Source organism: Nocardia sp. NPDC051833, assembly GCF_040681225.1.
Taxonomy (GTDB): Bacteria; Actinomycetota; Actinomycetes; order Mycobacteriales; family Mycobacteriaceae; genus Nocardia.
In genome coordinates, this window is the sequence record NZ_JBFAYK010000004.1 from 55,176 (window position 1) to 76,554 (window position 21,379).

At 70.5% G+C, this 21,379-nt stretch carries 21 protein-coding genes; 11 read left to right on the forward strand and 10 right to left on the reverse strand.

All coding sequences use genetic code 11. From position 1 onward, the window contains the following. Positions 1-24: 24 nt before the first annotated feature. Both AB0L91_RS28560 and AB0L91_RS28565 read right to left on the reverse strand, forming a co-directional pair. The gene (locus tag AB0L91_RS28560) at positions 25-1,047 is read right to left on the reverse strand and encodes a medium chain dehydrogenase/reductase family protein (RefSeq protein ID WP_365015403.1); all 1,023 of its coding nucleotides are present in this window, start codon (positions 1,045-1,047) and stop codon (positions 25-27) included. Positions 1,048-1,120: 73 nt separating this feature from the next. Continuing rightward, the gene (locus AB0L91_RS28565; RefSeq protein ID WP_357348378.1) at positions 1,121-1,690 is read right to left on the reverse strand and encodes a TetR/AcrR family transcriptional regulator; all 570 of its coding nucleotides are present in this window, start codon (positions 1,688-1,690) and stop codon (positions 1,121-1,123) included. Positions 1,691-1,856: 166 nt separating this feature from the next. On the opposite strand from AB0L91_RS28565, the gene AB0L91_RS28570 reads away from it, so the two are divergent. Continuing rightward, complete coding sequence (locus tag AB0L91_RS28570) at positions 1,857-2,774, forward strand: alpha/beta hydrolase (protein WP_365015405.1); 918 nt, start codon at positions 1,857-1,859, stop codon at positions 2,772-2,774. Between the two features lie 67 nt (positions 2,775-2,841). On the opposite strand, the gene AB0L91_RS28575 is transcribed toward AB0L91_RS28570, so the two are convergent. Further along, entirely contained in the window at positions 2,842-3,729 is an 888-nt protein-coding gene (locus tag AB0L91_RS28575; protein ID WP_365015406.1) for a helix-turn-helix transcriptional regulator, read from the reverse strand. A 64-nt stretch (positions 3,730-3,793) separates the two neighbouring features. On the opposite strand from AB0L91_RS28575, the gene AB0L91_RS28580 reads away from it, so the two are divergent. After that, complete coding sequence (locus tag AB0L91_RS28580; RefSeq protein ID WP_365015954.1) at positions 3,794-4,165, forward strand: universal stress protein; 372 nt, start codon at positions 3,794-3,796, stop codon at positions 4,163-4,165. Between the two features lie 151 nt (positions 4,166-4,316). Here AB0L91_RS28580 and AB0L91_RS28585 read toward each other — a convergent pair whose 3' ends face one another. From AB0L91_RS28585 to AB0L91_RS28595, 3 genes are read right to left on the reverse strand one after another with little or no spacing between them, the layout of a single operon-like run. After that, a complete protein-coding gene (locus AB0L91_RS28585) occupies positions 4,317-5,075 on the reverse strand; it encodes a MerR family transcriptional regulator (protein ID WP_365015408.1) in 759 nt (252 codons plus the stop codon). A gap of 14 nt (positions 5,076-5,089) precedes the next feature. Then, positions 5,090-5,965, reverse strand: a complete 876-nt coding sequence (locus AB0L91_RS28590) for an alpha/beta hydrolase (RefSeq protein WP_365015410.1) — start codon at positions 5,963-5,965, stop codon at positions 5,090-5,092. A 34-nt stretch (positions 5,966-5,999) separates the two neighbouring features. Next, complete coding sequence (locus AB0L91_RS28595; protein WP_365015411.1) at positions 6,000-6,974, reverse strand: YafY family protein; 975 nt, start codon at positions 6,972-6,974, stop codon at positions 6,000-6,002. 122 nt (positions 6,975-7,096) lie between these two features. Here AB0L91_RS28595 and AB0L91_RS28600 point away from each other — a divergent pair, with 122 nt between their 5' ends. Next, positions 7,097-7,558: a VOC family protein gene (locus AB0L91_RS28600; protein WP_365015413.1), complete on the forward strand. Its 462-nt coding sequence runs from the start codon at positions 7,097-7,099 to the stop codon at positions 7,556-7,558. Between the two features lie 21 nt (positions 7,559-7,579). Here the strand turns inward: AB0L91_RS28600 and AB0L91_RS28605 are convergent, their stop codons facing one another. The 3 genes from AB0L91_RS28605 to AB0L91_RS28615 are packed head-to-tail and all read right to left on the reverse strand — an operon-like array spanning position 7,580 to position 11,326. Next, positions 7,580-8,902 (reverse strand): FAD-dependent oxidoreductase, encoded by a 1,323-nt coding sequence (locus AB0L91_RS28605; protein WP_365015415.1) that lies wholly within the window; start codon positions 8,900-8,902, stop codon positions 7,580-7,582. Continuing rightward, a complete protein-coding gene (locus AB0L91_RS28610; protein WP_365015416.1) occupies positions 8,899-9,159 on the reverse strand; it encodes a ferredoxin family protein in 261 nt (86 codons plus the stop codon). The genes AB0L91_RS28605 and AB0L91_RS28610 overlap by 4 nt, the downstream gene beginning before the upstream one ends. A 1-nt stretch (position 9,160) precedes the next feature. Next, a complete protein-coding gene (locus AB0L91_RS28615) occupies positions 9,161-11,326 on the reverse strand; it encodes a molybdopterin-dependent oxidoreductase (protein WP_365015417.1) in 2,166 nt (721 codons plus the stop codon). A gap of 55 nt (positions 11,327-11,381) precedes the next feature. On the opposite strand from AB0L91_RS28615, the gene AB0L91_RS28620 reads away from it, so the two are divergent. Continuing rightward, complete coding sequence (locus AB0L91_RS28620; RefSeq protein WP_365015418.1) at positions 11,382-11,978, forward strand: TetR/AcrR family transcriptional regulator; 597 nt, start codon at positions 11,382-11,384, stop codon at positions 11,976-11,978. A gap of 49 nt (positions 11,979-12,027) precedes the next feature. Here the strand turns inward: AB0L91_RS28620 and AB0L91_RS28625 are convergent, their stop codons facing one another. Beyond that, positions 12,028-12,642: a helix-turn-helix domain-containing protein gene (locus tag AB0L91_RS28625; RefSeq protein WP_365015420.1), complete on the reverse strand. Its 615-nt coding sequence runs from the start codon at positions 12,640-12,642 to the stop codon at positions 12,028-12,030. A 97-nt stretch (positions 12,643-12,739) separates the two neighbouring features. Here AB0L91_RS28625 and AB0L91_RS28630 point away from each other — a divergent pair, with 97 nt between their 5' ends. From AB0L91_RS28630 to fadD11, 7 genes are all read left to right on the forward strand, one after another. Then, entirely contained in the window at positions 12,740-13,633 is an 894-nt protein-coding gene (locus AB0L91_RS28630) for a metal-dependent hydrolase (RefSeq protein WP_365015422.1), read from the forward strand. Positions 13,634-13,638: 5 nt separating this feature from the next. Next, on the forward strand, positions 13,639-14,700 hold the full coding sequence (locus AB0L91_RS28635; protein WP_365015423.1) for a PDR/VanB family oxidoreductase: 1,062 nt from the start codon (positions 13,639-13,641) through the stop codon (positions 14,698-14,700). Positions 14,701-14,761: 61 nt separating this feature from the next. Next, positions 14,762-16,249, forward strand: coding sequence for an aldehyde dehydrogenase family protein (locus AB0L91_RS28640; protein ID WP_365015425.1), 1,488 nt, complete (start codon positions 14,762-14,764; stop codon positions 16,247-16,249). 2 nt (positions 16,250-16,251) lie between these two features. After that, positions 16,252-17,712, forward strand: a complete 1,461-nt coding sequence (locus AB0L91_RS28645; protein WP_365015426.1) for an NAD(P)/FAD-dependent oxidoreductase — start codon at positions 16,252-16,254, stop codon at positions 17,710-17,712. Further along, positions 17,712-18,593 carry a short-chain dehydrogenase/reductase gene (locus AB0L91_RS28650; RefSeq protein WP_365015427.1) on the forward strand — a complete coding sequence of 294 codons (882 nt, stop codon included), beginning with the start codon at positions 17,712-17,714 and terminating at the stop codon, positions 18,591-18,593. Before AB0L91_RS28645 ends, AB0L91_RS28650 begins: the two co-directional genes overlap by 1 nt. Further along, positions 18,590-19,522 carry an alpha/beta hydrolase gene (locus AB0L91_RS28655; protein ID WP_365015428.1) on the forward strand — a complete coding sequence of 311 codons (933 nt, stop codon included), beginning with the start codon at positions 18,590-18,592 and terminating at the stop codon, positions 19,520-19,522. Before AB0L91_RS28650 ends, AB0L91_RS28655 begins: the two co-directional genes overlap by 4 nt. Positions 19,523-19,546: 24 nt before the next feature. After that, entirely contained in the window at positions 19,547-21,346 is a 1,800-nt protein-coding gene (fadD11, locus tag AB0L91_RS28660) for a fatty acid--CoA ligase FadD11 (protein WP_365015429.1), read from the forward strand. Positions 21,347-21,379 lie beyond the last annotated feature (33 nt).

Consider the following 21,379-nt stretch of genomic DNA (forward strand, 5'->3'; position numbering starts at 1 on the left):
CTCCTGGGTGCGGGGTGGAACGGATCAGGCGACGACGACGACTTTGCCGACGACCGTGCGGGACTCGGCGAGTTCCATGGCACGGGCGGCCTCGGTGAGCGGGATGCGGGCGGCGACCTGGGCGCGCAGGTCGCCGCGGACGGCGAGCGCGAAGACCTGTCCCAGGTCCGCGGCGATGCGGGCGCGGAAGCCGGCGTGGTTCCGCTTGCCCGCCCAGAGATTGAAGAAGTGCGCGTTGCGCTTGTTGGGCAACGCGTTCCACAGCAGCAGCCGGGCGAACAGCTTCAGCACCGGCAGCCGGGAGTCGCCCTCGTCGTTCTTGGTGGCCGCGGTGCCGTAGGAGACCAGCGTGCCGTGCGGCGCGAGCAGTGCGAACGAGTCGGCGATCCCGGGTCCGCCGACATGGTCGAAGACGGCGTCCACCCCGCCGGGGGCGAGTGCCCGCACCTGCCGCGCGACCTCGCCGCGGTAGTCCACCCAGGTCGCGCCGAGGGCGCGCACCGCGTCGGCATGGCGGGCCGAGGCGGTCCCGATGACGTGGATTCCGTTGGCGCGGGCCAGCTGCACGAGAGTCGAGCCGACGCCGCCGTTGGCGCCGAGCACCAGAATCGTCTGCCCCGCGCGGACCTTCGCGGTCCGGAAGAGCATCTGCCAGGCGGTGATCCCGTTGACGACGAAGGTCTCGGCCTCGGCGGCGTCGAGCGCGGCCGGTACCGGCACCAGGTCGGCCGCGTCGAGCACGGCGTGGCTGGCCCAGCCGCCGATCTTGGTGAGCGCGGCGACCCGCGTGCCGACCAGGGCCGGGTCGACGTCGGCCCCGACCGTGGTGACGGTCCCGACCAGGTCGTAGCCCGGCACGAACGGGAACGGCGGCTGGTCGTAGTACTTGCCGCGCCGCATCTGCTGCTCGGCGAAGGAGACGCCGCTGGCCTCGACACGGACGAGCGCCTGTCCGGCGGCGGGCGCGGGCAGTTCACGCCGGGTGATCAGCAGGCCCGCGGGTTCGACGCGGCCGGGCAGGACGATTTCGGTGGCGGTGGTGGACATGGCGACACTCCTAGTGTGTGACTGGTCAATCACTCGATGGGTCGAAAAAATGCCCCGCGAGGGGCATGGTCGGTCAGTGCGGTTTCGGGTGGCGGATGCCCGCGGTGACGATCTGCGCCCAGGCGCTGTTGTCGCCGTCGAGGCCGAGGGTGGTGATCAGGTGGCAGAGCTGGCCGAAGGCGATGAAGCGCTGGACGAATTCGTCCGCGGCGCCCGAGCGCTGTTTGGCCAGCTCGGTCACCCGGGCCAGCCCGTCGCGCAGGGCCGCGCCGATCTCCGGCACGTCCGCGACGGATTGGGCGTGTACTTGCAGCATGAGCAGGCTCTTGTCGCCGATGAGCTCGGCATAGGCGCCGCCCATGTCGTAGAGGATCTGTTCGGGGCTCTCGCCGGTGGACCTGGCCGCACCGCTCGACATGGCCGCCACGATCCGGTCGAAGCACCGCTCGAGCGCCGCGACGAACAGGGCGACCTTGCCGGGAAACAGCTTGAACACGTACGCCGGCGAGATCTGAGCCGTCGCCGCCACCGTGCTGATCGGCGTGCCGTGATAGCCGGTCCTGGCGAACTCGACGATCGCGGCGTCGACCACGGCATCGCGCCGCACGTCCGACTTGGAGAGGGTGGCTCCGCTCTTGCTCATGTGAGTGACTGTACACTCACTCTTTCTGGGGCGTCAATCCGCACGGGTGGGGGGAACCGCCGGTACCCCCTATAAACCGGCTCTCCCGCGCTCTCCCGCGGCGCAGCAGAGTAGAGATCGAGGCTCGCACCGACCGGTCGAGCACCGTCTCGAGCAGGGAGTTTTCATGGAATCCGTCAAGTTCCCCAGTGGGCCGATCGATATCGCGGGCAACCTGCACCTGCCCGCCGATTTCGACCCGGCCGGCAGCTACGCCGCGATCATCACGGTGCATCCGGGTGGCGGCGTGAAGGAACAGACCGCGGGGCTCTACGCGAGCAAGTTCGCCGAGCAGGGCTTCGTCGCACTGGCTTACGACGCGTCGCATCAGGGCGAGAGCGGCGGCGAACCGCACTTCCTGGAGGACCCGGGCGCCCGCGTCGAGGACGTCCGCGCCGCGGTCGACTACCTGCAGTCGCTGGGCTACATCGACGCCGAGCGCGTCGGCGTGTTCGGCATCTGCGCCGGTGGCGGCTACTCCGTCGCCGCGACCAAGACCGACCACCGGATCAAGGCGCTGGCCACCGTCAGCGGCATCGACATCGGCTCGTCCTACCGCCGAGGCTGGCTGGGCACCGACCCCGATTCCGCCGCGGTGCCGACCCTGGACGCCGTCGCCGGGCAGCGCACCGCCGAGGCGCAGGGCGCCGAACCCGCCTACATCCCGTACGTGCCCGCGCAGCCGGACGAGAACACCCCGCGTGACCTGGTCGAGGCGAGCGACTACTACCTGACCCCGCGCGCGCAGCACCCCAACGCGCAGAACAAGAAGCTGTTCACCAAGAGCATCTCGAAGATCTTCGGCTTCGACGCGTTCCACCTGGTGGAGGACCTGCTCACGCAGCCGGTCCTGATCATCGCGGGCAGCGAGGCGGGCTCGCTGTGGGCCTCGGCGGGTCTGTACTCGCGGGTGCGCAGTCCCAAGCGGTTCGTCGTCGTCGACGGCGCGACGCACATGGACTTCTACGACGTGCCGAAGTACGTCGAGCGGGCCGTCACCGAGGCGACGCCGTTCTTCCAGGAGAACCTGGCCGCGCGGAACTGAGCGCACACCGGAACAGCGCAGCGGCGGAATCCTCCGCCGCTGCGCTGTTTTCGCGTCGTCGAAGGGCTTACTCGTCGATCGCCGGGGACACCGGTGTGGTCGCGGCCGTCTGCTCGGTGGCCGCCCAGCTCGACAGCAGCCGCAGCGCCTCGTCGGCGGTGGAGCCGGGTACCGCAGTGAAACCCATCAGGGTCAGGCCCGCCGTGCCGCCGATCTCGAGCGCCTCGTAGCGCAGTGGCAGCGTGCCGACGGCGGGATGCCGGAACGTCTTGGTGCCCCGGCGATGAACCCGCACATCATGAGCGGCCCAGCGGGTGCGGAATTCGGTACTGCGGGTGGCCAGTTCGCCGATCAGCCCGGTCAGCGCGGTCGACTGCGGCGCCCGCGTCGTCTCCACCCGCAGCAGCGCGACCACCTCGTCGATGGCGCGTTCCCACTCCGGGAAGACCTCGCCCGCGCGCGGGTCGAGGAACAGGAACCGCGCGAGATTCGGGGTGCCGGTCTGCCGTTCGTACACCGGCCCGTACAGGACGCGGCCGAGTGTGTTGGCGCCGAGCAGATCGAGGCGGCCGTTCTGCACGACCGCGGGCGCGGTCATCGAATGCATCAGGGCCAGAATCCCCTCGGGCACCTGCTCGCGTTTCGGCGCCTGGCCGCGCCTGCGCCCCGGCCGGGTGGTGGCGGCGCGGGCGAGATCGAACAGGTGCTCGGTCTCGGCCTCGTCGAGCCGCAACGCGGTGGCGATCGCGTGCAACACGTCGTCGGAGACTCCGTCCACGCGCCCGCGCTCGATCCGGATGTAGTACTCCGCGCTCACCCCCGCCAGCAGCGCGACTTCCTCCCTGCGCAACCCGGCGACCCGGCGTCGCCCGCTGGTCGGCAGCCCGACCTGGCCCGGCACGATCTTGGCGCGGCGGGTCGTCAGGAACTCCTTGATGTCCTCGGCGAACTCCATCCCTCCAGGTTAAGACGGCTGCCGCGCCGGATGGAGGGTCTGGCGGTACCCCCGTCCGGCGCGGATACCGGCCGCCAGGCTCGACGCTCACCTGCACGTCGTCCACGTCATCGACGCCGACGATCTGCCCGACGACCCCGACGCGGCCGACTGGGAGCGGGCCGTCACCGAAACGGTCGAGCGGGAACGCGCCGCCGCATGCGCCCGGCTCGCCGAACTGCCGGGCAACTGGACCTACTACGCGCGCCGCGGCAACCCAGCGCACCTGCTGGACGCCCTCGCCGAGACCTACGACGCGTCGATGATCGTGATCGGCGCGCCCCGGCACGGACTGCAGTCGCTCGTCGAGCGCCTGCTCGGCGCGTCGGTCTCCGCCCATCTCGTCCACCACGCTCATCGCCCGGTGCTGCTGGTCCCGGCCGGTCCCGGCGGCTGAGCCCGGACGGCCGCCGCACCGCTGGTGTCGTCGGCCCACTGTCGCCGGTTCCGGCGGGCGCCGGGGAGTGAGGCCGGACGGTACCGCCGCACTCCCTGTGTTGTCCGCCCGCTCGCGGGTAGTCGCCGATCCTGGCCCGACCGTGCACGGTTCAGCTGTCGCGCAGCGAAGTCCGACGCTGCTCGGCCCGGTGGGCGAGCGTTTCGACGATGCGTTGCCAGGCTGGGGACGCCTCGGCGATGTGGGCGGTGACGAGGCGGTTCGCCGGGCGGCCGGTATCGCTCTCGTGCGCGATCTCCCAGGCGTCCAGCTCGTCGATGAGCTGGTCGAGGCGTGGGTCGTTCGGGTCCCAGTCGACGGATCGATCACAGGCCAGGAACACCCGGGTCGTCGCCGGGTCGTCGAAGTCGGCGTTCTTCTCGCGCACGCGGCGGGGGAGGGCGCGCGGGTCGATGGCCCGCAACAGGATCCAGGCGTCGCGTTCGAGCCGGATCCGGCGCTCGCCGATGCCGAGCGCGCGCATCCGGTCCAGCAGCGCGACCACCTCGGCGGGGAGCACCAGGCTCTCGCCGCTGTCGAGCGCCGCGATCCGGCGGCGGTAGTCGGTGAGCTGGTCGATCCGGCGCCGGAGCTCGTCGTCGATGGCGGTGACGGCGGCGGCGAACTCGGCGGGCTCGGCGTGCAGCAGGGCGTCGATGCGCGACAGCGGCACCCCGGCGTCGGCGAGGGTGCGGATCCGGATGAGGTCCACCGCCGCCTGCGCGCCGTAGCGGCGATACCCCGAGGCGTCGCGCTCCGGCTCGGGCAGCAGGCCGACGTGGTGGTAGTGGCGCACGGCGCGCACGGTCACCCCGGCCGTCGCCGCGAGCTGGCCGATCGTGAGCACCGGTCCCCTCGGGTCGTCGAACATCGTCGCCGCCGAGTCTAGGGGCGGGCCGCCCGGTCGACGACGTCCCGGATCGCCCGGACCACCGCATCCGGCCGGTCGAAACAGAGCCGGTGGTGGAAGGTATCGGTGAGCACGCGCTGCTCGCCGTGCGAGACGGCGCCGACCAGGGCCGCGTCCATCCGCGTCTTGGCGGCGTCGAGGTCGCGCTGGGCCGGGTCGTCGGAGACCACGGTCAGCGCGACCACCGGCACGTCCGGAATCCCCGGCCCGCTCCGCAATTCGGTGGCGAGCGGTACGAGAGTGCGGCGTTCGGCCATCCCGGTGCGCAGCCAGGCGTCGCTGCCCTTGGCGTCGAGCAGCGCGTCGCTGATCGCGGCCGGATAGCCGGTGAGCAGCTCGGCCCGCATCGCGCGCATGGCGGGCCGCAGCTCGGCGAGCTGGGCGAGGTCGGGACCGAGCCGCTCGGTCGCGGCCAGGCGCGCCTCGGGCGGCACGTGGTCGTCCCAATCGCGGTGCAGGGCGTCGAGCCAGACCAGCCCCGCGACCTCGCCCGAGTACAACTGCGCGAACCTATGCGCGTAGAACCCGCCGAGAGAGTGGGCCGCCAGCACGTAGGGTCCGGGAATGTTGCTGGCCCGCAACAGTTCTCGCAGCTCGATGGCGACCTCGGCTGCGGTGCGTGGTAGGGGCAGCGGGTCGCTGTACCCGGTGCCGCCACGGTCGTACACGACGGCGGTGGTGAACTGCGAAACCTGCTGCTGGACACCGAAATAGTCCAGGCCGACGGCGCTCGCGCCCGGCAGGAAGACGACCGCGGGCCCACCGGTACCGCACCGGAACACGAAGAGGCGTCGGCCGTCGATCTCCTGGAACCCGCCGATCGGCGGGGCGTGATTGCTGATGTTCGTCATGCGACCACCCTCCAACCCTGACGCAGGGTCAAGGTCAAGCCCCGTCCGGGATCGCGGTGCCCGCCGCCCGCAGCCGGTCCGCCAGCGCCTGGCAGCGCGCCGCCAGCTCCGGGGGATCGAGCACCGCGAAGTCGTGGCCGAGCAGCAGGATCCGCACCAGCAGGATGTCGAGATCGGCTGCACCGCTGAGGATTTCGCACGACGTCCGGTCGCGCTCCCGGACCACGGCGGTCGAGCCGGGGAGCTGGGCGCGGACGGTGTCGGCGTCCGCGTGCACGAGGAAGCGCGCCTGCTTCGGATAGACCCGGCTCGCCACGCCCTCCTGCACGTAGGTCGCCGCGTCGGGTGCGGGCCGCGGCCGGAACCGCCAGGTGCGCGCGGCGACCTCGGTCATCCGGTCGACGCGGAAGCTGCGCCAGTCGGCGCGGTCGAGATCGTAGGCGAACAGATACCAGCGCCGATCCGAGGCGACCAGGCGATAGGGCTCGACCCGCCTGCGTCGCGTCGCGCCGGCGGACGGATAGCCGAACCCCGCCTCGACCTCGTCCCGACAGGCCCTGGCCAGGGTGATCAGCGCGTCCGGGTCGACCGGCGTGTGCCCGGTGCCGAACGACTCCACCGAGCCGGTCAGCGCGCGCACCTCGTGCCGGAGCCGGGTCGGCAGCACCCGGTCGAGCTTGGTCAGTGCCCGCAGCGCGCCGTCGCCGGTGACCGCCCCGCCCGCGCCGACCAGCAGCGAGACCGCGGTGGCGATCGCCTCCTGATCGTCGAGCAGCAGCGGCGGCAGCTCCTGACCGGGGCCGAGCCGGTAGCCGCCGCCGACCCCATGACCGGCCTGGACCGGATAGCCGAGAGCGCGCAGCCGGTCGACATCGCGGCGGACCGTGCGGGTGGTGATCCCGAGCCGTTCGGCCAGCTCGGGACCGGTCCACACCTGCCGCTGTTGCAGGAGCCCGAGCAGCGTGAGGACCCGCTCGGTCTGGCCGCGTTCCGCGCTGTCGGTGTTCACGTTTCTCAGCGTGCCAGAGATAGCGGACCTGATCTGTCCGCTATTGGTGCGAGAGTGTCCGCAGGGACGCAGTCGACCTCGACTGGGACCATCCGCTGAACCGACGAAAGGAAGCAATCGCGATGAGCCGCCAATTCCAGGTCACCTTCGACGCCGCCGATCCGAAGGCGCTGTCGACCTTCTGGCGTGAGGTGCTCGGCTATGTGCATCCCGGCCCGCCCGGGGTCGAGCTGGCGGACGGCGCCGACCCGCTGGCCGCCTGGGACGAATTCCTCGCCCGGCTCGGCGTTCCGGCGGATCAGCGCAACACCCGCTCGGCCATCGAAGACCCGGCGGGGGATGGCCCGCGCGTGTTCTTCCAGCAGGTGCCGGAGGGCAAGGTCGCCAAGAACCGCGTCCACCTCGACGTCCGCGTTGCCCCCGGCCTCCAGGGCGACGAGCGGATGACCGCCCTGGAAGCCGAATGCACGCGACTGGTCGCCCTCGGCGCGACCCGGCTGCGCCGCTTCGAACCCGAGCCCCCGATGAGCTTCGGTTTCATCGTCATGGCCGATCCCGAAGGCAACGAGTTCTGCCTCGACTGACCGGCCGTCCGCCGGACCGGATCAGCGCACGCCGTGCGCGAGTTGCCCGGCGAGGTCGGTGACCTTGACCCGTGGCCTCCCGGCGGCGAGGCCCGCGGCGCGCTCGTGGTGGTCGATGGCCAGCCAGCCGGCCTGGTCGACCAGCGCGGGCTGACGTTCGCGCAGCGCCCGCTCCACCTCCTCGCCGGTGTGGGTCCCGGCGCGGAGCGCGCCCGCGTCCGCGTCGGCCAGCAGCGAACGGACCGTGTCGCGCGCGCACTTCTTGTTCGTGCCGATGATCCCGCGCGGTCCCCGCTTGATCCAGCCGGTGACGTAACTGCCCGGGACGTCGGTGATCCGGCCGTCCGTGTGCGGGATGACGCCGCGATCGTGGTCGAACGGCAGGCCGGGCGTCGGCGTCCCGAAGTAGCCGATCGCGCGCAGCACCAGGCCCGCGTCGAGCACTTCGTCACCGTCCGGGCCCCGGACCCGCAGGCCGCGCACGGCCTCCGTGCCGAGGACCTCCAGGGGCGAGGTCTGGAAACGCAGGACGATGCGGCGCGCGGCACCGGTCGACGGCCGGGTCGCGTAGTCGTGCAGCGTGCGAAGCTTGCGCGCGCTCGACGGGTCGAGATCGGCGGAGTCCGCCGGCTCGCCGTGCACGACGGCCAGGTCGACGCCGGGCAGGTGCCCCAGTTCTTCGAGCTCGGGGTTGTTGAACGCGCCGTGCTGTCTGCCCCGGCGGCCGAGCACGACGACTTCCCGCACCCGGCTCGCCCGCAGGGCGTCGAGCGCGTGATCGGCGATGTCGGTCCGTGCCAGGGTGTCGATCGGAGTGGTGAGCAGCCGCGCGACATCCATGGCCACGTTGCCGTTCCCGATCACGACCGCCCGCTCGCCGGACAGGTCGATCGGGGCCGTCCGGTAGTCGGGGTGGCCGTTGTACCAGGCCACGATGGCGCGAGCGGCCAGGCAGCCCGGCAGATCCTCGCCGGGGATGCCCAGGGTGGCGTCACCCGTCGCGCCGACGGCGTAGACGACGGCGTCGTACCACTCCGAGAGCTCCTCGGTCTGCACGTCGCGACCGACCTCGACATTGCCGAAGAACCGGAAGCCGGGACGCGCCGCGATCTGCTCGAAGACCGTGGCGACCTGCTTCTTGTCGGGATGGTCCGGCGCGACACCGTGCCGGACCAGTCCCCACTGGGTCGGCAGCCGGTCGAAGACGTCGACTTCGACGGCCCGGGTGTGCAGTGTGGTGAGGCGACCGTCGAGGTACGTCCCACCGGGGCCCTCGAGCAGGTGGCCCGCGGCGTAGAGCCCGGACGGACCGGCCCCGACGACGGCGACACGCAGCGGCTTCATGCGGTCTCCTCGAACCAGGCGGCATTGTGCTCGGCGTAGCCGGAGATCTCGGTGGGCAGGCGGGTCGCCTCGTGCACGGCGCCGACGGGGCACGCCGACACGCACGCCTCGCAGTCGATGCACGACCGGGGATCGATGTAGAGCTGCTCGGCGGAGTCGAACCCGGGGTCGTCCGGGCGGGGCCGGATGCAGTCCGCCGGACAGACCTCGAGGCAGGAATAGTCGGCGACACAGGCCGGACCGATCACGTACGCCACGTCAGGCTCCCACCCGCTCGGCCCGCACCGGAATGCCGGTGAGGTGCGACATTCCGGCCAGGGGGTCGAGATCGGCCGGATCCGTCGAGGCCAGCTCGTTGACGTTCACCCCGCCCTCCGCGTTCGCGCGCCGCCACGACCCCCGGCCGCCGTGACCCCAGCCGTGCGGCACGGCCACCACGCCGCGGCTGATGTCCTCGGTCGCCAGGACCGGCAGTTCGATCGCCCCGGCCTTGGACACGAGCCGGACCCGGCCGCGGTGCGTCAAGCCGAGCTCGACCACATCGGCCGGGTGCATCCGCGCGGCGTGCGGATCGCGCGCCGCCCGCAGCGTGGCCACATTGTGCATCCAGGAGTTCTCCGAGCGGGGCTCCCGCTGTCCGATCAGTCGCAGCGGGAAGTCGGCGGCCGGTTCGCGGGCCGCCAGCCGCGCGACTTCGGCGCGGATCTCGGCATGGTCGAGCGCGACCCGGTGATTCTTGTGCTGCACGACCTCGCGCAGCCTGCCCACCTCGACCTGCTCGGCGACGACGAGGCCGTGTGGATGCCTGCGCAGCAGTTCGGCGAAGGTGAGCCCACCGGGACGGAGGCCGAACCGATCACCGACGGTGCCCAGCCGGATCAGCGTGTCGAGGATCCGGCGCGGGGTGGGCTGCATCCGGAGCAGCCGGCCGACCCGGCTGGTGACCGCGACCAACCAGTGCGGCGCCGGCCCGACGCCGACGCGCTCCATCAGCTCCTGCAGGATGACCCACTCCTCTCGGCATTCGCCGGGCGCGGGGACGACCGCGTCGGTGACCTGCAGGAACGGCTGCAGATAGTGCGCACCGGAGAACAGCGCGTGGTCCTCCCGCTCGTACATCGCCGTGCACGGCAGGATGTAGTCGGCGTACTGATTGGTCTCGTTGACGTACAGGTCGAGCGAAACCACCAGGTCCAGCCCCTGCATCGCCGTCGCCAGATCGGCCGCCGCCGGTGTGGACAGGACCGGGTTGCCGCCCTGGACGATCAGGGCGCGGACCTGATCGGGACCGTCGACGGTCATCTCGCGGGCCATCGGCGCGGCGGGATACATCCCCATGACCACGGGAAGCCGTCCGGTGTCCGGATCTCCCGGCTGGTAGTCGCTGCCCATCCCCGCCCGCGCCGCCAGCTCGACCAGCCGCAGCGGCGACTGCCCGAAGACCACGCCACCGCGCACATCGAGGTTGCCCGCCAGCAGGTTGACGGTGTCGATCAGGAAGTTGACCAGCGTGGCCGAGGACCCGAGGCAGGCGCCGAGCCGCCCGTAGACGACCGATTTCCGGGCGACCAACTGACGGGCCAGCGAGCGGACCTGCTCGGGGTCGATGCCGGTGTGCGCGTGCGTCACCTCGGGGGTGTGCGGCGCCGCGAGCGCCCGCATGGCGTCCACCCCCGTCGCGATCTCGCGGACCCGGTTCGGGACCAACCCCTCCTCGAACAGGACGTGGACCAGCGACAGCAGCAGCCAGGCGTCGGCGTCCGGCACGACCGGCAGCCACTCGAACTCGCGCGCGGTCTCGGTGCGGCGCGGGTCGATCACCAACACGCGACCGCCCCGACCGGTGATCGCGTGCAGCTTGTCCGACACCCGGGGCACGCTGGCCAGACTGAGATGGGAGACCACCGGGTTGGCCCCGAGGATCACGAGTAGTTCGGTGTGGTCGAGGTCCGGCAGTGGCTGCAGCAGCAGGTTGCCGAAGAGCAGGTAGTTCGCGACCAGCCGGCTGTTGGTGTCCTGCGAGCCCGCGGAGTAGAACTTCGTGACGCCGAAGGCCTTCAAGGCGACCTGACCCCACAGCGCTCCCGAGTAGTTCAGCGCCGCCGGGTTGCCCATGTAGCTCGCGATGGTGTGCCCGCCGTACTCCGTGCGCAGGTGACGGAGGCGGGCCGCGATGTCGGTCATCGCCTCGTCCCAGCTCACGCGCTCGAAGCTGCCGTCGGGTCGCCGCCGCTGCGGAAAGCGCACGCGGTCGGGGTCGTTCTGGACGTGCGGGTAGGCCATGCCCTTCGGGCAGGCGAATCCCTTCGACAGCGGGTGGTCCCGGTCCGGTCGCAGCCCGACCAGCTTGTCGTTCTCGATTGTCGCGATCATGCCGCAGAACGGCTCACAGATCCGGCAGAAGGTGACTTTTTCCTCGCGCATTTCGCGGCCTTTCGTCAACACTCAGATAATCACGTTATCTGAGTAGACTGACCGCATGCAACGCGTCAACCGGGTCGAGTCCAAGCAGCAGACGCGCAAGCTGATCATCGAGGCGGCGACCGCGATGTTCCTCGAGCAGGGATTTCGCGCGACATCGCTCGTCTCCGTCGCCGCCAGGGCGGGCTACACGGTGGGCGCGGTCTACTCCAATTTCGCCAACAAGGCCGCGCTCGGCACCGCCGTGCTCGACGAGCTCTACATCGGCACGGTGGATCGGGTCATCGCGAACTTCGGCGAGCTGGACGCCGGGAATCTGCCCGCGCTACTCGACTCCGCCGAGGTCGAGCTGGCCGATGTCCTCGGCAATCTGGCCTGGGTGCGACTCGAACTCGAGGTGCTGGCCGCCGATCCCAACGAGGAGGCGTTGCGCGCCGCGATCGCGCACCGGCAGGCGCGGATGCGGCAGGCCATCGCCACCGCGTGGCGGAGTTCGCCCGCGCTGGCCGGGCGCCTCGACCCGGAGCTGGCGGCGCTGGCCTTCGTCGGCCTGGCCTACGGCATCGGTGCGCAGCGGGCGATGGACCCGCGCATCCCGGCGGCCAGTCTCACCGATGTGCTGCGTGCGCTGATACCCGTCGCGCCGTTGCGCTGACGGAACGCGTCTCGCGCGACCTGTCCGTGGTGGACCTGGTCGCGCACGGTCAGCGGGTGATGATCGGAACGAGATAGGTGCGGGCGAAGGTGTCGAGTTCTTTGTCGGTCCGCAAGGGGAGCAGGCCGCTCGGCGCCAGGATCATCGAGTGCACCACCCGGCACAGCACCTCGGCGCGGGCCAGCAGGTCCGGTGTCTCGGGCAGGAGCCCGGCCGAGATCGCTTCCCGCAGCATGGATTCGGTGGTCAGGATCGACATGGTGAAGGTCGACGCGCTGTCGGTGGTGAGGTGCGGCATCACCCGGTCCGGCTCGAGGACCAGCAGCCGCTGCACGAGCGGGTGATCGCGCCACCGGCCCACGACCGTGACGAGGATGTCGGCGACGAGGTCGTCGAGGTCGTCGTGCTTGCCCGGCAGGCTGCGCAGGTCGGCCAGCACTCGCGCGACCTCCCGCGCGAACACCGCGGTGACCACGTCGTCGCGGGAGCCGACCCGGCGGTACACCGTCGCCCTGTCCACGCCGGCCTGGCGGGCGATGTCCTCGATCGTCGTCTTCTTGACGCCCACCTGCTCGAACTGGACCAGCGCCGCGTCGAGGATGCGCGCCGCCGCGGAATCGTCGGTTTCGGGGGTGTTCGTCGAGGTGGGGGACGCCGCGGTCATGGGGACCACGGTAGCAACTCCGGGCTCGGTGCAACATATCCACACAATTTGTTGCTGCAACATTGCAATCATTTGTGTTGCATCGTACGGTTGAGGCATGGCTCACTCCGCTGACGCAACGAGGCGTCATCACCGCGAGGAAGCGCACGCGATCCACGCGCGAGACGTGCACTTCGACTTCGGTGATGTGCCGATGCACTACATCCCGGGCGAGGTCTTCGCGACCCATGTCATCAATGTCATGCACCTGGTGCTGCCGGAAGGCGAACGGGCGATGGCCCAGGCGCTCGCCGAGGCCCTGCCCTACATCGACGACCAGCGGTTACGCGAGGAGGTGCAGGGCTTCGTCGGCCAGGAGACGATGCACGCCAGCAGCCACGCCGGCGCGCGCGACCACCTCCAGTCCATCGGCCTCGACGTCGACTCGATGGTCAAGACCTTCGCCTGGTTCGTCGATCGCATCCTCGGCGACCACGGCCTGACCGGCCGGGCGAAGGAGGAATGGCTCAAGGAGCGGCTCGCGCTGTTCGCCGGGATGGAGCACTACACCGCCGTCATCGGCGAATGGCTGCTGGAGAACGACAAGTTCGAAGACCTCGGCATGGACCCGACCATGCTCGATCTGATCCGCTGGCACGGCGCCGAGGAAGTCGAGCACCGCAGCGTGGTCTACGACGCCTACATGTACGTCGACGGCGGCTACGCGCGCAAGGCGCGCACCGCGGTGGCGGCGAGCACGGCGCTGCTCGCGACCTTCATCCTGTCCTCGGCCTACCTCTACGCCAAGGACCCGTCGCCGAAGAAGGGCCCGTTCTGGCCGGTGCAGCTGGTGCGGGCGACCACCCGAGGCATCATGCCGAATTTCGGTCTGTTCCTCACCGAGATTCCGCGCTACCTGCGGCCGGGCTTCCATCCGTCCCAGCTGGGTCCGATGGATCGCGCGCTGCGCTATCTCGCGCATTCGCCCGCGGCGCGGGCGGCCGAGCAGTGACGGCGATGACCGAGCGGTACACCCCGCCCGCCGCCCTGCGCGCGATCGGCGCCGTCGCCGACGGCTATCGGCAGCTGTTCGTCTCCGGGCGCGCGGCATCGCTCATCTCGCGACCGAACCCGGTGCGGCACACCGGCTTCGAGATTCCGGTGACCGTCGCCGGAATCGAGCCGGTGGCGGTCGACGTCACCTGTCTCACCCTGACCTCGCCGACCGGCGCGCCGCTGCCCCCGTGGCGGCCGGGCTCGCACCTCGACATCGTGCTGCCCTCCGGCAAGCAACGCCAGTACTCGCTGTGCGGTGACCCCGCGGATCGGCGCCGCTACCGGATCGCGGTGCGCCGCATCGCCGACGGCGAGGGCGGATCGATCGAGGTGCACGACCGGCTGGCGGTGGGCGACGCGCTGCGAATCCGCGGCCCGCGCAACGCGTTCGACTTCATCGACGCGCCGTCGTACCTGTTCGTCGCGGCCGGGATCGGGATCACGCCGATCCTGCCGATGGTCCGGGCGGCGGCCCGCGCGGGGGCGCACTGGCGGCTGATCTACCTGGGGCGCTCGCGGGCGACCATGCCGTTCCTCGACGAACTGGCCGTGATCGGCGGTCGCCGGATCGACATCCGGCCCGACGACGAGTTCGGCACCCCGGACGTCGGCGAACTGCTCGGCCGGGCCGCGCCCGGCGCGGCGATCTATGTCTGCGGCCCGCCGCCGGTCCTCGACGCCGCGCACCGCCACGCCTTCACCGTCAACCCGACGGGTTCGCTGCACACCGAGCGGTTCTCCGCGGCGCCGGTGGTCGACGGCCGGGAATTCGAGCTCACGCTGGCCCGATCGGGGACCACAGTCCGGGTCGGCGCGGACGAGACCGCCCTGTCCGCCATCACCCGGGTCCAGCCGGACGCCGTGTACTCGTGCAGGCAGGGCTTCTGCGGCACCTGCAAGGTCGCGGTCATGGCCGGCGAGGTCGACCACCGCGACCGCAAACTCCTCGACGCCGAGCGCGGCGACCACATGCTGACCTGCGTGTCCCGCGCGGCAGGCGAATCCCTGGTCCTCGATCTCTGAGCAGGGCACGAACGAGAAAGGGTCGTCCATGGGGCGAACAACACTCTCTTCCGCGGAATCCTTGAATTCTGTTCCCGCGCGGGAGGACTCGACCTTCGACGTCGTCTCGCCGGCGACCGGTGCGGTCGTCGGCACGTATCCGGTGCACACCGCGGCCGACGTCGCGGCCACGGTCGCCGACGCGCGCCGGGCCGCGGACTGGTGGTCGCGGATCGGCTTCCGTGAGCGGGCCCGGCGACTGGATGCCTGGCGGTCCGAGATCACCCGGGGGCGAGCCGAACTCGCCGAGCTCATCCACACCGAGATGGGCAAGCCGCGCTCGGACGCGCGGCTCGAGATCGCCATGGCGCTCGAACATCTCGCCTGGGCGGCGGGCAACGCGCGCCGGGTGCTCGGCCCGCGCGGTGTCCGCCCGGGGCTGCTCGCGTTGAATCAGGAATGCACGCTCGAGTACCGCCCGTTCGGGGTGGTCGGCGTGATCGGGCCGTGGAACTATCCGGTGTTCACGCCGCTGGGATCGGTGTCGTTCGCCCTCGCCGCGGGCAACGCGGTGGTGTTCAAGCCGAGCGAGTACACCCCGGGTGTCGGGCAGTGGCTGGCCGAGCGGTTCGCGGCGGTGGTCCCGGAACAGCCGGTGTTCCAGGTGATCACGGGCCTCGGCGACACCGGCGCCGCCCTGTGCCGGGCCGGGGTCGGCAAGATCGGCTTCACCGGGTCGACCGCCACCGGCAAGCGGGTCATGGCCGCGTGCGCGGAGACACTCACGCCGGTGCTGATGGAGCTCGGCGGCAAGGACGCGCTCGTGGTCGACGCCGACGCCGACCTGGCCGCGGCCGCCGACGCCGCGGTGTGGGGCGGCATGTCGAACGCGGGCCAGACCTGTCTCGGGGTGGAGCGGGTGTACGTGCACACCGACGTCTACGACGACTTCCTCGCCGAACTCCTCGACCGCGCAACGGATCTGCGGGCGGGCACCGGCGCGGCGAAGATCGGCCCGATCACCATGCCCAAGCAGATCGAGATCATCCGTCACCACATCGAGGACGCGCTGGCGCGCGGCGCGCGGGCCCTGCTGGGGGGCGCCCACGCGATCGACGGTCAGTTCGTGCAACCCACCATCCTGGTCGGTGTTCCCGAGGACGCGCTCGCCGTCACCGAGGAGACCTTCGGCCCGACCCTCATCGTCACCCGGGTGCGGGATATGGACGAGGCGATCGAGCGGGTCAACGCCGGGTCCTACGGGCTGGGCAGCACCGTCTTCTCCCGGCGCAACGGCAAGCGGATCGCCGACCGGATCCGCGCGGGCGGCACCTCCATCAACGCCTATGTCGCCCATGCCACCATCGCGCGCCTGCCGCTGGGCGGCGTCGGTGACTCCGGCTTCGGCCGCGTGCACGGCGAGGACGGACTCAAGGAGTTCACCTACGCCAAGGCGACCACCCGTCAGCGCTTCGCGATGCCGCCCGCGCTGACCACGTTCACCCGCAGCGAGACCACCGACGCCCTCGTCGATCGCCTGGTCACCGTGCTGCACGGAAGGAATCGGTAATCATGGCAGCAACCGAACACCGTCACATCGTCGTGATCGGTGCCGGATTCGGCGGCATCGCGCTCGCGATCAAACTGCGCGAGGCCGGGTTCGACGATCTGACGATCCTCGAACGCGCCGCGGATCTGGGCGGAACCTGGCAGGCCAACACCTACCCGGGCTGCGCCTGCGATGTGCCGTCCCAGCTCTACAGCTATTCCTTCGCGCCCAATCCCGACTGGTCACGGACCTACGGCAAGCAGTCGGAGATTCTCGCCTATCTGCGCGACGTGGCGACGAGATTCGATGTCGTCCCGCGGATCAGGCTGAACACCGAACTGCTCGAGGCCCGCTGGGACGAGGATCGCTCGCTGTGGCACCTCGAAACCTCCCAGGGTGCGCTCACTGCGGACTACCTGATCTCGTCCACCGGTATCTTCGCCGACGCCAAGTACCCGACGCTGCCCGGCCTGGACACCTTCGCGGGCAAGACCTTCCACTCCCTGCACTGGGACCACGACCACGACCTCACCGGCGAGCGGGTCGCGGTGATCGGCACCGGCGCCTCGGCGGTCCAGTTCGTGCCCGAGATCCAGCCGAAGGTGGCGGCGCTGACCGTGTTCCAGCGCTCGGCGCCGTGGATCATCCCGCGGATGGACCGCTCGATCCCGGATCTGGAGCGCTTCGTCCTGCGTCGGGTGCCGTTGGCGCGGAAGGCGATTCGCAGCGCCTGGTACGCGGCGATCGAAGGATTCGGCCTGGTCGGCTTCGTCGACAACCGCTTCCGGCACCCGTACGAGCTGCTGGGCCGCTGGCAGCTGCGCCGTCAGGTGCGCGATCCGGAGCTGCGCGCGAAGCTGACGCCGGACTACATGATCGGCTGCAAGCGAGCGATCTTCTCCGACGCCTACCTGCCCTCGCTCGACCAGGACAACGTCGAGGTGGTGACCGACGGCATCGCCGAGGTGCGGCCGCATTCCGTCGTCACCCGCGCCGGGGTCGAGATCCCGGTCGACACCATCATCTACGGCACCGGCTTCGATCCGGCGCCCGCGTTCTTCGACCGGGTCATGGATGGTGACGGGATGTCGGTCGGCGACGTCATGCGCAAGCAGCGCCGGACCTATCTGGGCACCGCCATCGCCGGATTCCCCAACCTGTTCCTGACGCTGGGCCCGTTCGGCGCGGTGGGCAACCAGTCGGCGGTGTTCATGATCGAATCCCAGGTCGCCTACATCGTCGACGCGCTGAAGACGCTGCACGACAAGGGCGCGCATCGGGTGGAGGTCCGCCAGGACGTCCAGGACCGCTTCGTCGAGGAGATGCACCGGCGCAGCGCGTCGACGGTGTGGCTCACCGGCGGCTGTGACAGCTACTACACGACAGCGGACGGCCAGAATGCCGGGCTATACCCGAGCTGGAGTTTCGAATACCGCAAGCGCACCAGCGTGTTCGACGCCTCGTCCTACGAGGTGAGTGCCTGATGGATATCACCGCGCTCACCCCGTCGAACCTGCTCGGTCGCCGGTCCTTCGATGTCCGCGACAAGGTCGTCCTGATCACCGGCGCGGGACAGGGCATCGGGCTCGCGCTGGCCGAAATCCTCATCGACCGTGGGGCGTTCGTCGCGCTCGTCGATATCGATGAGATCGCCGTCAAGACTGCCGCGCAGCGTCTCGGTTCCCGGGCACTGGCGATCGTTGCCGATGTGCGTGATCGCGGGGCGATGGCCGACGCGACACAGCTCGCGGTGGACTACTTCGGCCGCCTCGATGTGGTCGTCGCCAATGCCGGGGTCACCCCGAAGCCCGCCACGGTCCGCACGATGGACCCGGCGGATTTCGACCGGGTGATGGCGATCAATCTCGAAGGCTGCTTCAACACCGTGCATCCCGCCCTCGACCACATCGTCGCCGCCGAGGGGCACGTGGTCGTCGTCTCGTCGTGCGCGTCGTTCGCGCCGGGCATGGCCGGGTCGCCGTACATGATGAGCAAGGCCGCGGTCGAGCAGTTCGGGCGCGCGTTGCGGGTGGAACTCGCCGCGGCGGGCGCCAGCGCGGGCATCGCCTACTTCGGCGTCGTCGACACCGAGATGACCCACGCGATGCTCGACCAGGACGACCTCGGCCGGGAACTCGACGAGTTGCTGCCGTGGCCGCTGAACGTCCGGATCAGCGCGGCGCACGCGGCGACCGTGATCGCCGACGGCATCGCGCGCCGCGCCGCCCGCACCATCGCCCCCAGCGGGTGGGAGCCCTACGCGCTGCTGCGCGGCCTGGTCAACGTGGTGCTCGACGCGCAGCTCGCGGGCAGCGGCAAGGTCAAGGACCTGCTCGACCGGGTCGAGCGGCGGAGCGGCCGATGACCGCGCCGGACCGGGGCTCGTTGCGTACCAGGGCAACCCGGCTGGTGGCCGAACACACGGTCAAGCCATTGGCCGCCGCGCTCCCGGTCAACACCGCGACCCTGCCGGTGGCCAGATTCGTGATCGAGGCGGCGATGCGGGTGGTGGGGCCGAGCCTGCCGGGTACATCGGCGCACCGGGTCGACGACGGCGCGGTCCGCGGTGAGTTCGTCACCGGGCTCAAGGCCGATCGCCTCGACGCGGTGATCCTGTACGTGCACGGCGGTGGCTTCGTCGCCGGCTCGGTCGCCGCGTATCGCGGGGTGGCGTCGCGCCTGTCGACGACGACCCGCACCCCGGTGTTCGTCGCCGACTACCGGCTGGCGCCGGAACACCCGAGCCCGTGCGCCCAGCTCGACGTGGCGCGGGCGTACCGGTGGCTGCTGCGCCGTGGGTTCGCGCCGGACCGGATCGTGGTCGCCGGCGATTCGGCCGGGGGATTCCTCGCCGCCGATCTAGCCCTCGCCAACGCCCGCCTGCGGATCCCCGGACCCGCTGGACTCGTGCTGTTCTCGCCGATGGCCGACCTCGGTCTGCGGATCGCCCACACCGGCGACCGGAACCGCGACGGGGTGATCTCCTACGCGCTGTCGGTCAAGGCGGTCGCGCACTTCACCAGCGATCGCCTCGAACTGCGGCCGGAACGGGGCATGACGCTGCCACCCACGCTGATCCAGACCGGTGGGGCCGAGTATTTCGCCGCCGACGCGATCGAACTGGCCGATCGCCTCCGGCAGGTCGGCGGGGCGTGCGAACTCCAGGTATGGCCGGACCAGATGCACGTCTTCCAGGTCATGCCCGCATTGGCTCCCGAGGCCCGTTTCGCCTTCGGCGCCGCGGGTCGCTTCGTCACCTCCTTGCTCGAATCACCGGCCGCGACCGCGGTCTGATACACGGAAGAACCACACACAACTATGTCGACACCACGTTTCGAAACCCTCTGTGCCGCATTCCAGTACAACGCGGCCATCGATCCCGACGCCGTCGCGTTGCGTACCCCTGGTGACGCGCGGACCATGACCTGGCGCGAGTACGCCGACGGTGTGCGCGCCGCGGCGGCGGGTCTGGCCGGGCTGGGTGTGCGGCGCGGTGACACCGTCGCGTTGATGATGGGCAATCGCGTCGAGTTCTATCCGCTCGAGGTCGGCGCCCAGCATGTGGGCGCGACGTCGTTCTCGGTCTACAACACGCTCTCCGCCGAGCAGCTGGCACATGTCCTCGGCAACGCGGGCGCGCGCGTGGTGATCTGCGAGCCGCAGTACGTGTCGCGACTGCGTGACAGCGGGGTGCCGCTGGACCACATCGTCTGTCTCGACGACGCGGTCGAGGGCACGGTGCCGGTGGCCGAGCTGATCGCCGGCGGTGCACCGGATTTCGACTTCGACGCGTCCTGGCGAGCGGTCGAGCCGGGCGACGTGACGACCCTGATCTACACCTCGGGCACCACCGGCAACCCGAAGGGCGTGGAGACCACGCACGCGAACCTGATGTTCCAGGCCTACGGCCTCGGCGACGTGCTCGGGTTCGAGTTCGGTGATTCGATCACCTCGTTCATGCCGAGCGCGCACATCGCCGACCGGTTGACCGCGCTGTATCTGCAGGAGGTGTTCGGCACCCAGGTCACCGCGGTGTCGGACCCGAAGCTGATCGCGGCCGCGCTGGCGGATCTGCGCCCGACCATCTGGGGCGCGGTGCCGCGGGTGTGGGAAAAACTCAAGGCCGCTATCGAATTCGTCGTCGCCAACGAGCCCGACGAGACGCGCAAGCAGGGCATGCAGTGGGCGCTGTCGGTGGGTGTCAAGCGCAGTGGGTATCAGCTGGCCGGACAGCCGGTTCCCGACGAGGTGGCCGCCGAGTGGGCCAAGGCCGACGAGCTGGTGCTGTCGAAGTTGCGGGCGAAGCTGGGTTTCGACCGGCTGCGTTTCGCGCTCTCGGGCGCCGCGCCGATTCCGCCGCAGACCCTCGGCTTCTTCGCCGGGCTCGGGGTGCCGATCTCGGAGATCTGGGGCATGTCGGAGCTGTCGTGCATCTGCAGTGTCAGCGCGCCGGGCGAGACCCGGCTCGGGACGGTCGGGCGACTGCTGGCCGGCATGGAAGCGCGGATCACCGAGGACGGGGAACTGCTCGTCAAGGGCCCGCTGGTGATGAAGGGCTATCGCGGCGAGCCGGAGAAGACGGCCGAGGCCGTCGACGCCGAGGGCTGGCTGAGTACCGGTGATGTGGTGACCGTCGACGACGACGGCTACCTGCGGGTGGTCGACCGCAAGAAGGAACTGATCATCAACGCCTCCGGCAAGAACATGTCACCGACGACGATCGAGCACGCGATCAAGGCGGCGACCCCGCTGATCGGTGCGATGGCCACGATCGGTGATGGTCGGGCCTACAACACCGCGTTGATCGTCCTCGATGCCGAGAGCGCGGAACCGTATGCGGCCCAGCACAATCTGTCCGATGCCTCGGCTGCGGCGTTGGCGGTGAATCCCGAGGTGGTCAAGGAGATCGCGGCGGGTGTGGCGGCGGGTAACGCGAAGTTGTCGCGGGTCGAGCAGGTGAAGCGTTTCCGGATTCTGCCGGTTTTCTGGGAGGCCGGTGGGGACGAGGTGACGCTGACCATGAAGCTGAAGCGGAAGGTGATCGCCGAGAAGTACACGGCCGAGATCGCCGAGCTCTACGCCGACAACCCGCCCGTCCAGGTCCGGCAACCGGTGTAGCCGTCCGGTGGCGGGCCACCCCGGCCCGCCACC

Coding starts and splice junctions, on each gene's coding strand:
- AB0L91_RS28560 (WP_365015403.1), bottom strand. CDS start 1,047: ATGTCCACCACCGCCACCGAAATCGTCCTGCCCGGCCGCGTCGAACCC.
- AB0L91_RS28565 (WP_357348378.1), bottom strand. CDS start 1,690: ATGAGCAAGAGCGGAGCCACCCTCTCCAAGTCGGACGTGCGGCGCGAT.
- AB0L91_RS28570 (WP_365015405.1), top strand. CDS start 1,857: ATGGAATCCGTCAAGTTCCCCAGTGGGCCGATCGATATCGCGGGCAAC.
- AB0L91_RS28575 (WP_365015406.1), bottom strand. CDS start 3,729: ATGGAGTTCGCCGAGGACATCAAGGAGTTCCTGACGACCCGCCGCGCC.
- AB0L91_RS28585 (WP_365015408.1), bottom strand. CDS start 5,075: ATGTTCGACGACCCGAGGGGACCGGTGCTCACGATCGGCCAGCTCGCG.
- AB0L91_RS28590 (WP_365015410.1), bottom strand. CDS start 5,965: ATGACGAACATCAGCAATCACGCCCCGCCGATCGGCGGGTTCCAGGAG.
- AB0L91_RS28600 (WP_365015413.1), top strand. CDS start 7,097: ATGAGCCGCCAATTCCAGGTCACCTTCGACGCCGCCGATCCGAAGGCG.
- AB0L91_RS28605 (WP_365015415.1), bottom strand. CDS start 8,902: ATGAAGCCGCTGCGTGTCGCCGTCGTCGGGGCCGGTCCGTCCGGGCTC.
- AB0L91_RS28615 (WP_365015417.1), bottom strand. CDS start 11,326: ATGCGCGAGGAAAAAGTCACCTTCTGCCGGATCTGTGAGCCGTTCTGC.
- AB0L91_RS28620 (WP_365015418.1), top strand. CDS start 11,382: ATGCAACGCGTCAACCGGGTCGAGTCCAAGCAGCAGACGCGCAAGCTG.
- AB0L91_RS28625 (WP_365015420.1), bottom strand. CDS start 12,642: ATGACCGCGGCGTCCCCCACCTCGACGAACACCCCCGAAACCGACGAT.
- AB0L91_RS28630 (WP_365015422.1), top strand. CDS start 12,740: ATGGCTCACTCCGCTGACGCAACGAGGCGTCATCACCGCGAGGAAGCG.
- AB0L91_RS28635 (WP_365015423.1), top strand. CDS start 13,639: ATGACCGAGCGGTACACCCCGCCCGCCGCCCTGCGCGCGATCGGCGCC.
- AB0L91_RS28645 (WP_365015426.1), top strand. CDS start 16,252: ATGGCAGCAACCGAACACCGTCACATCGTCGTGATCGGTGCCGGATTC.
- AB0L91_RS28650 (WP_365015427.1), top strand. CDS start 17,712: ATGGATATCACCGCGCTCACCCCGTCGAACCTGCTCGGTCGCCGGTCC.
- AB0L91_RS28655 (WP_365015428.1), top strand. CDS start 18,590: ATGACCGCGCCGGACCGGGGCTCGTTGCGTACCAGGGCAACCCGGCTG.
- fadD11 (WP_365015429.1), top strand. CDS start 19,547: ATGTCGACACCACGTTTCGAAACCCTCTGTGCCGCATTCCAGTACAAC.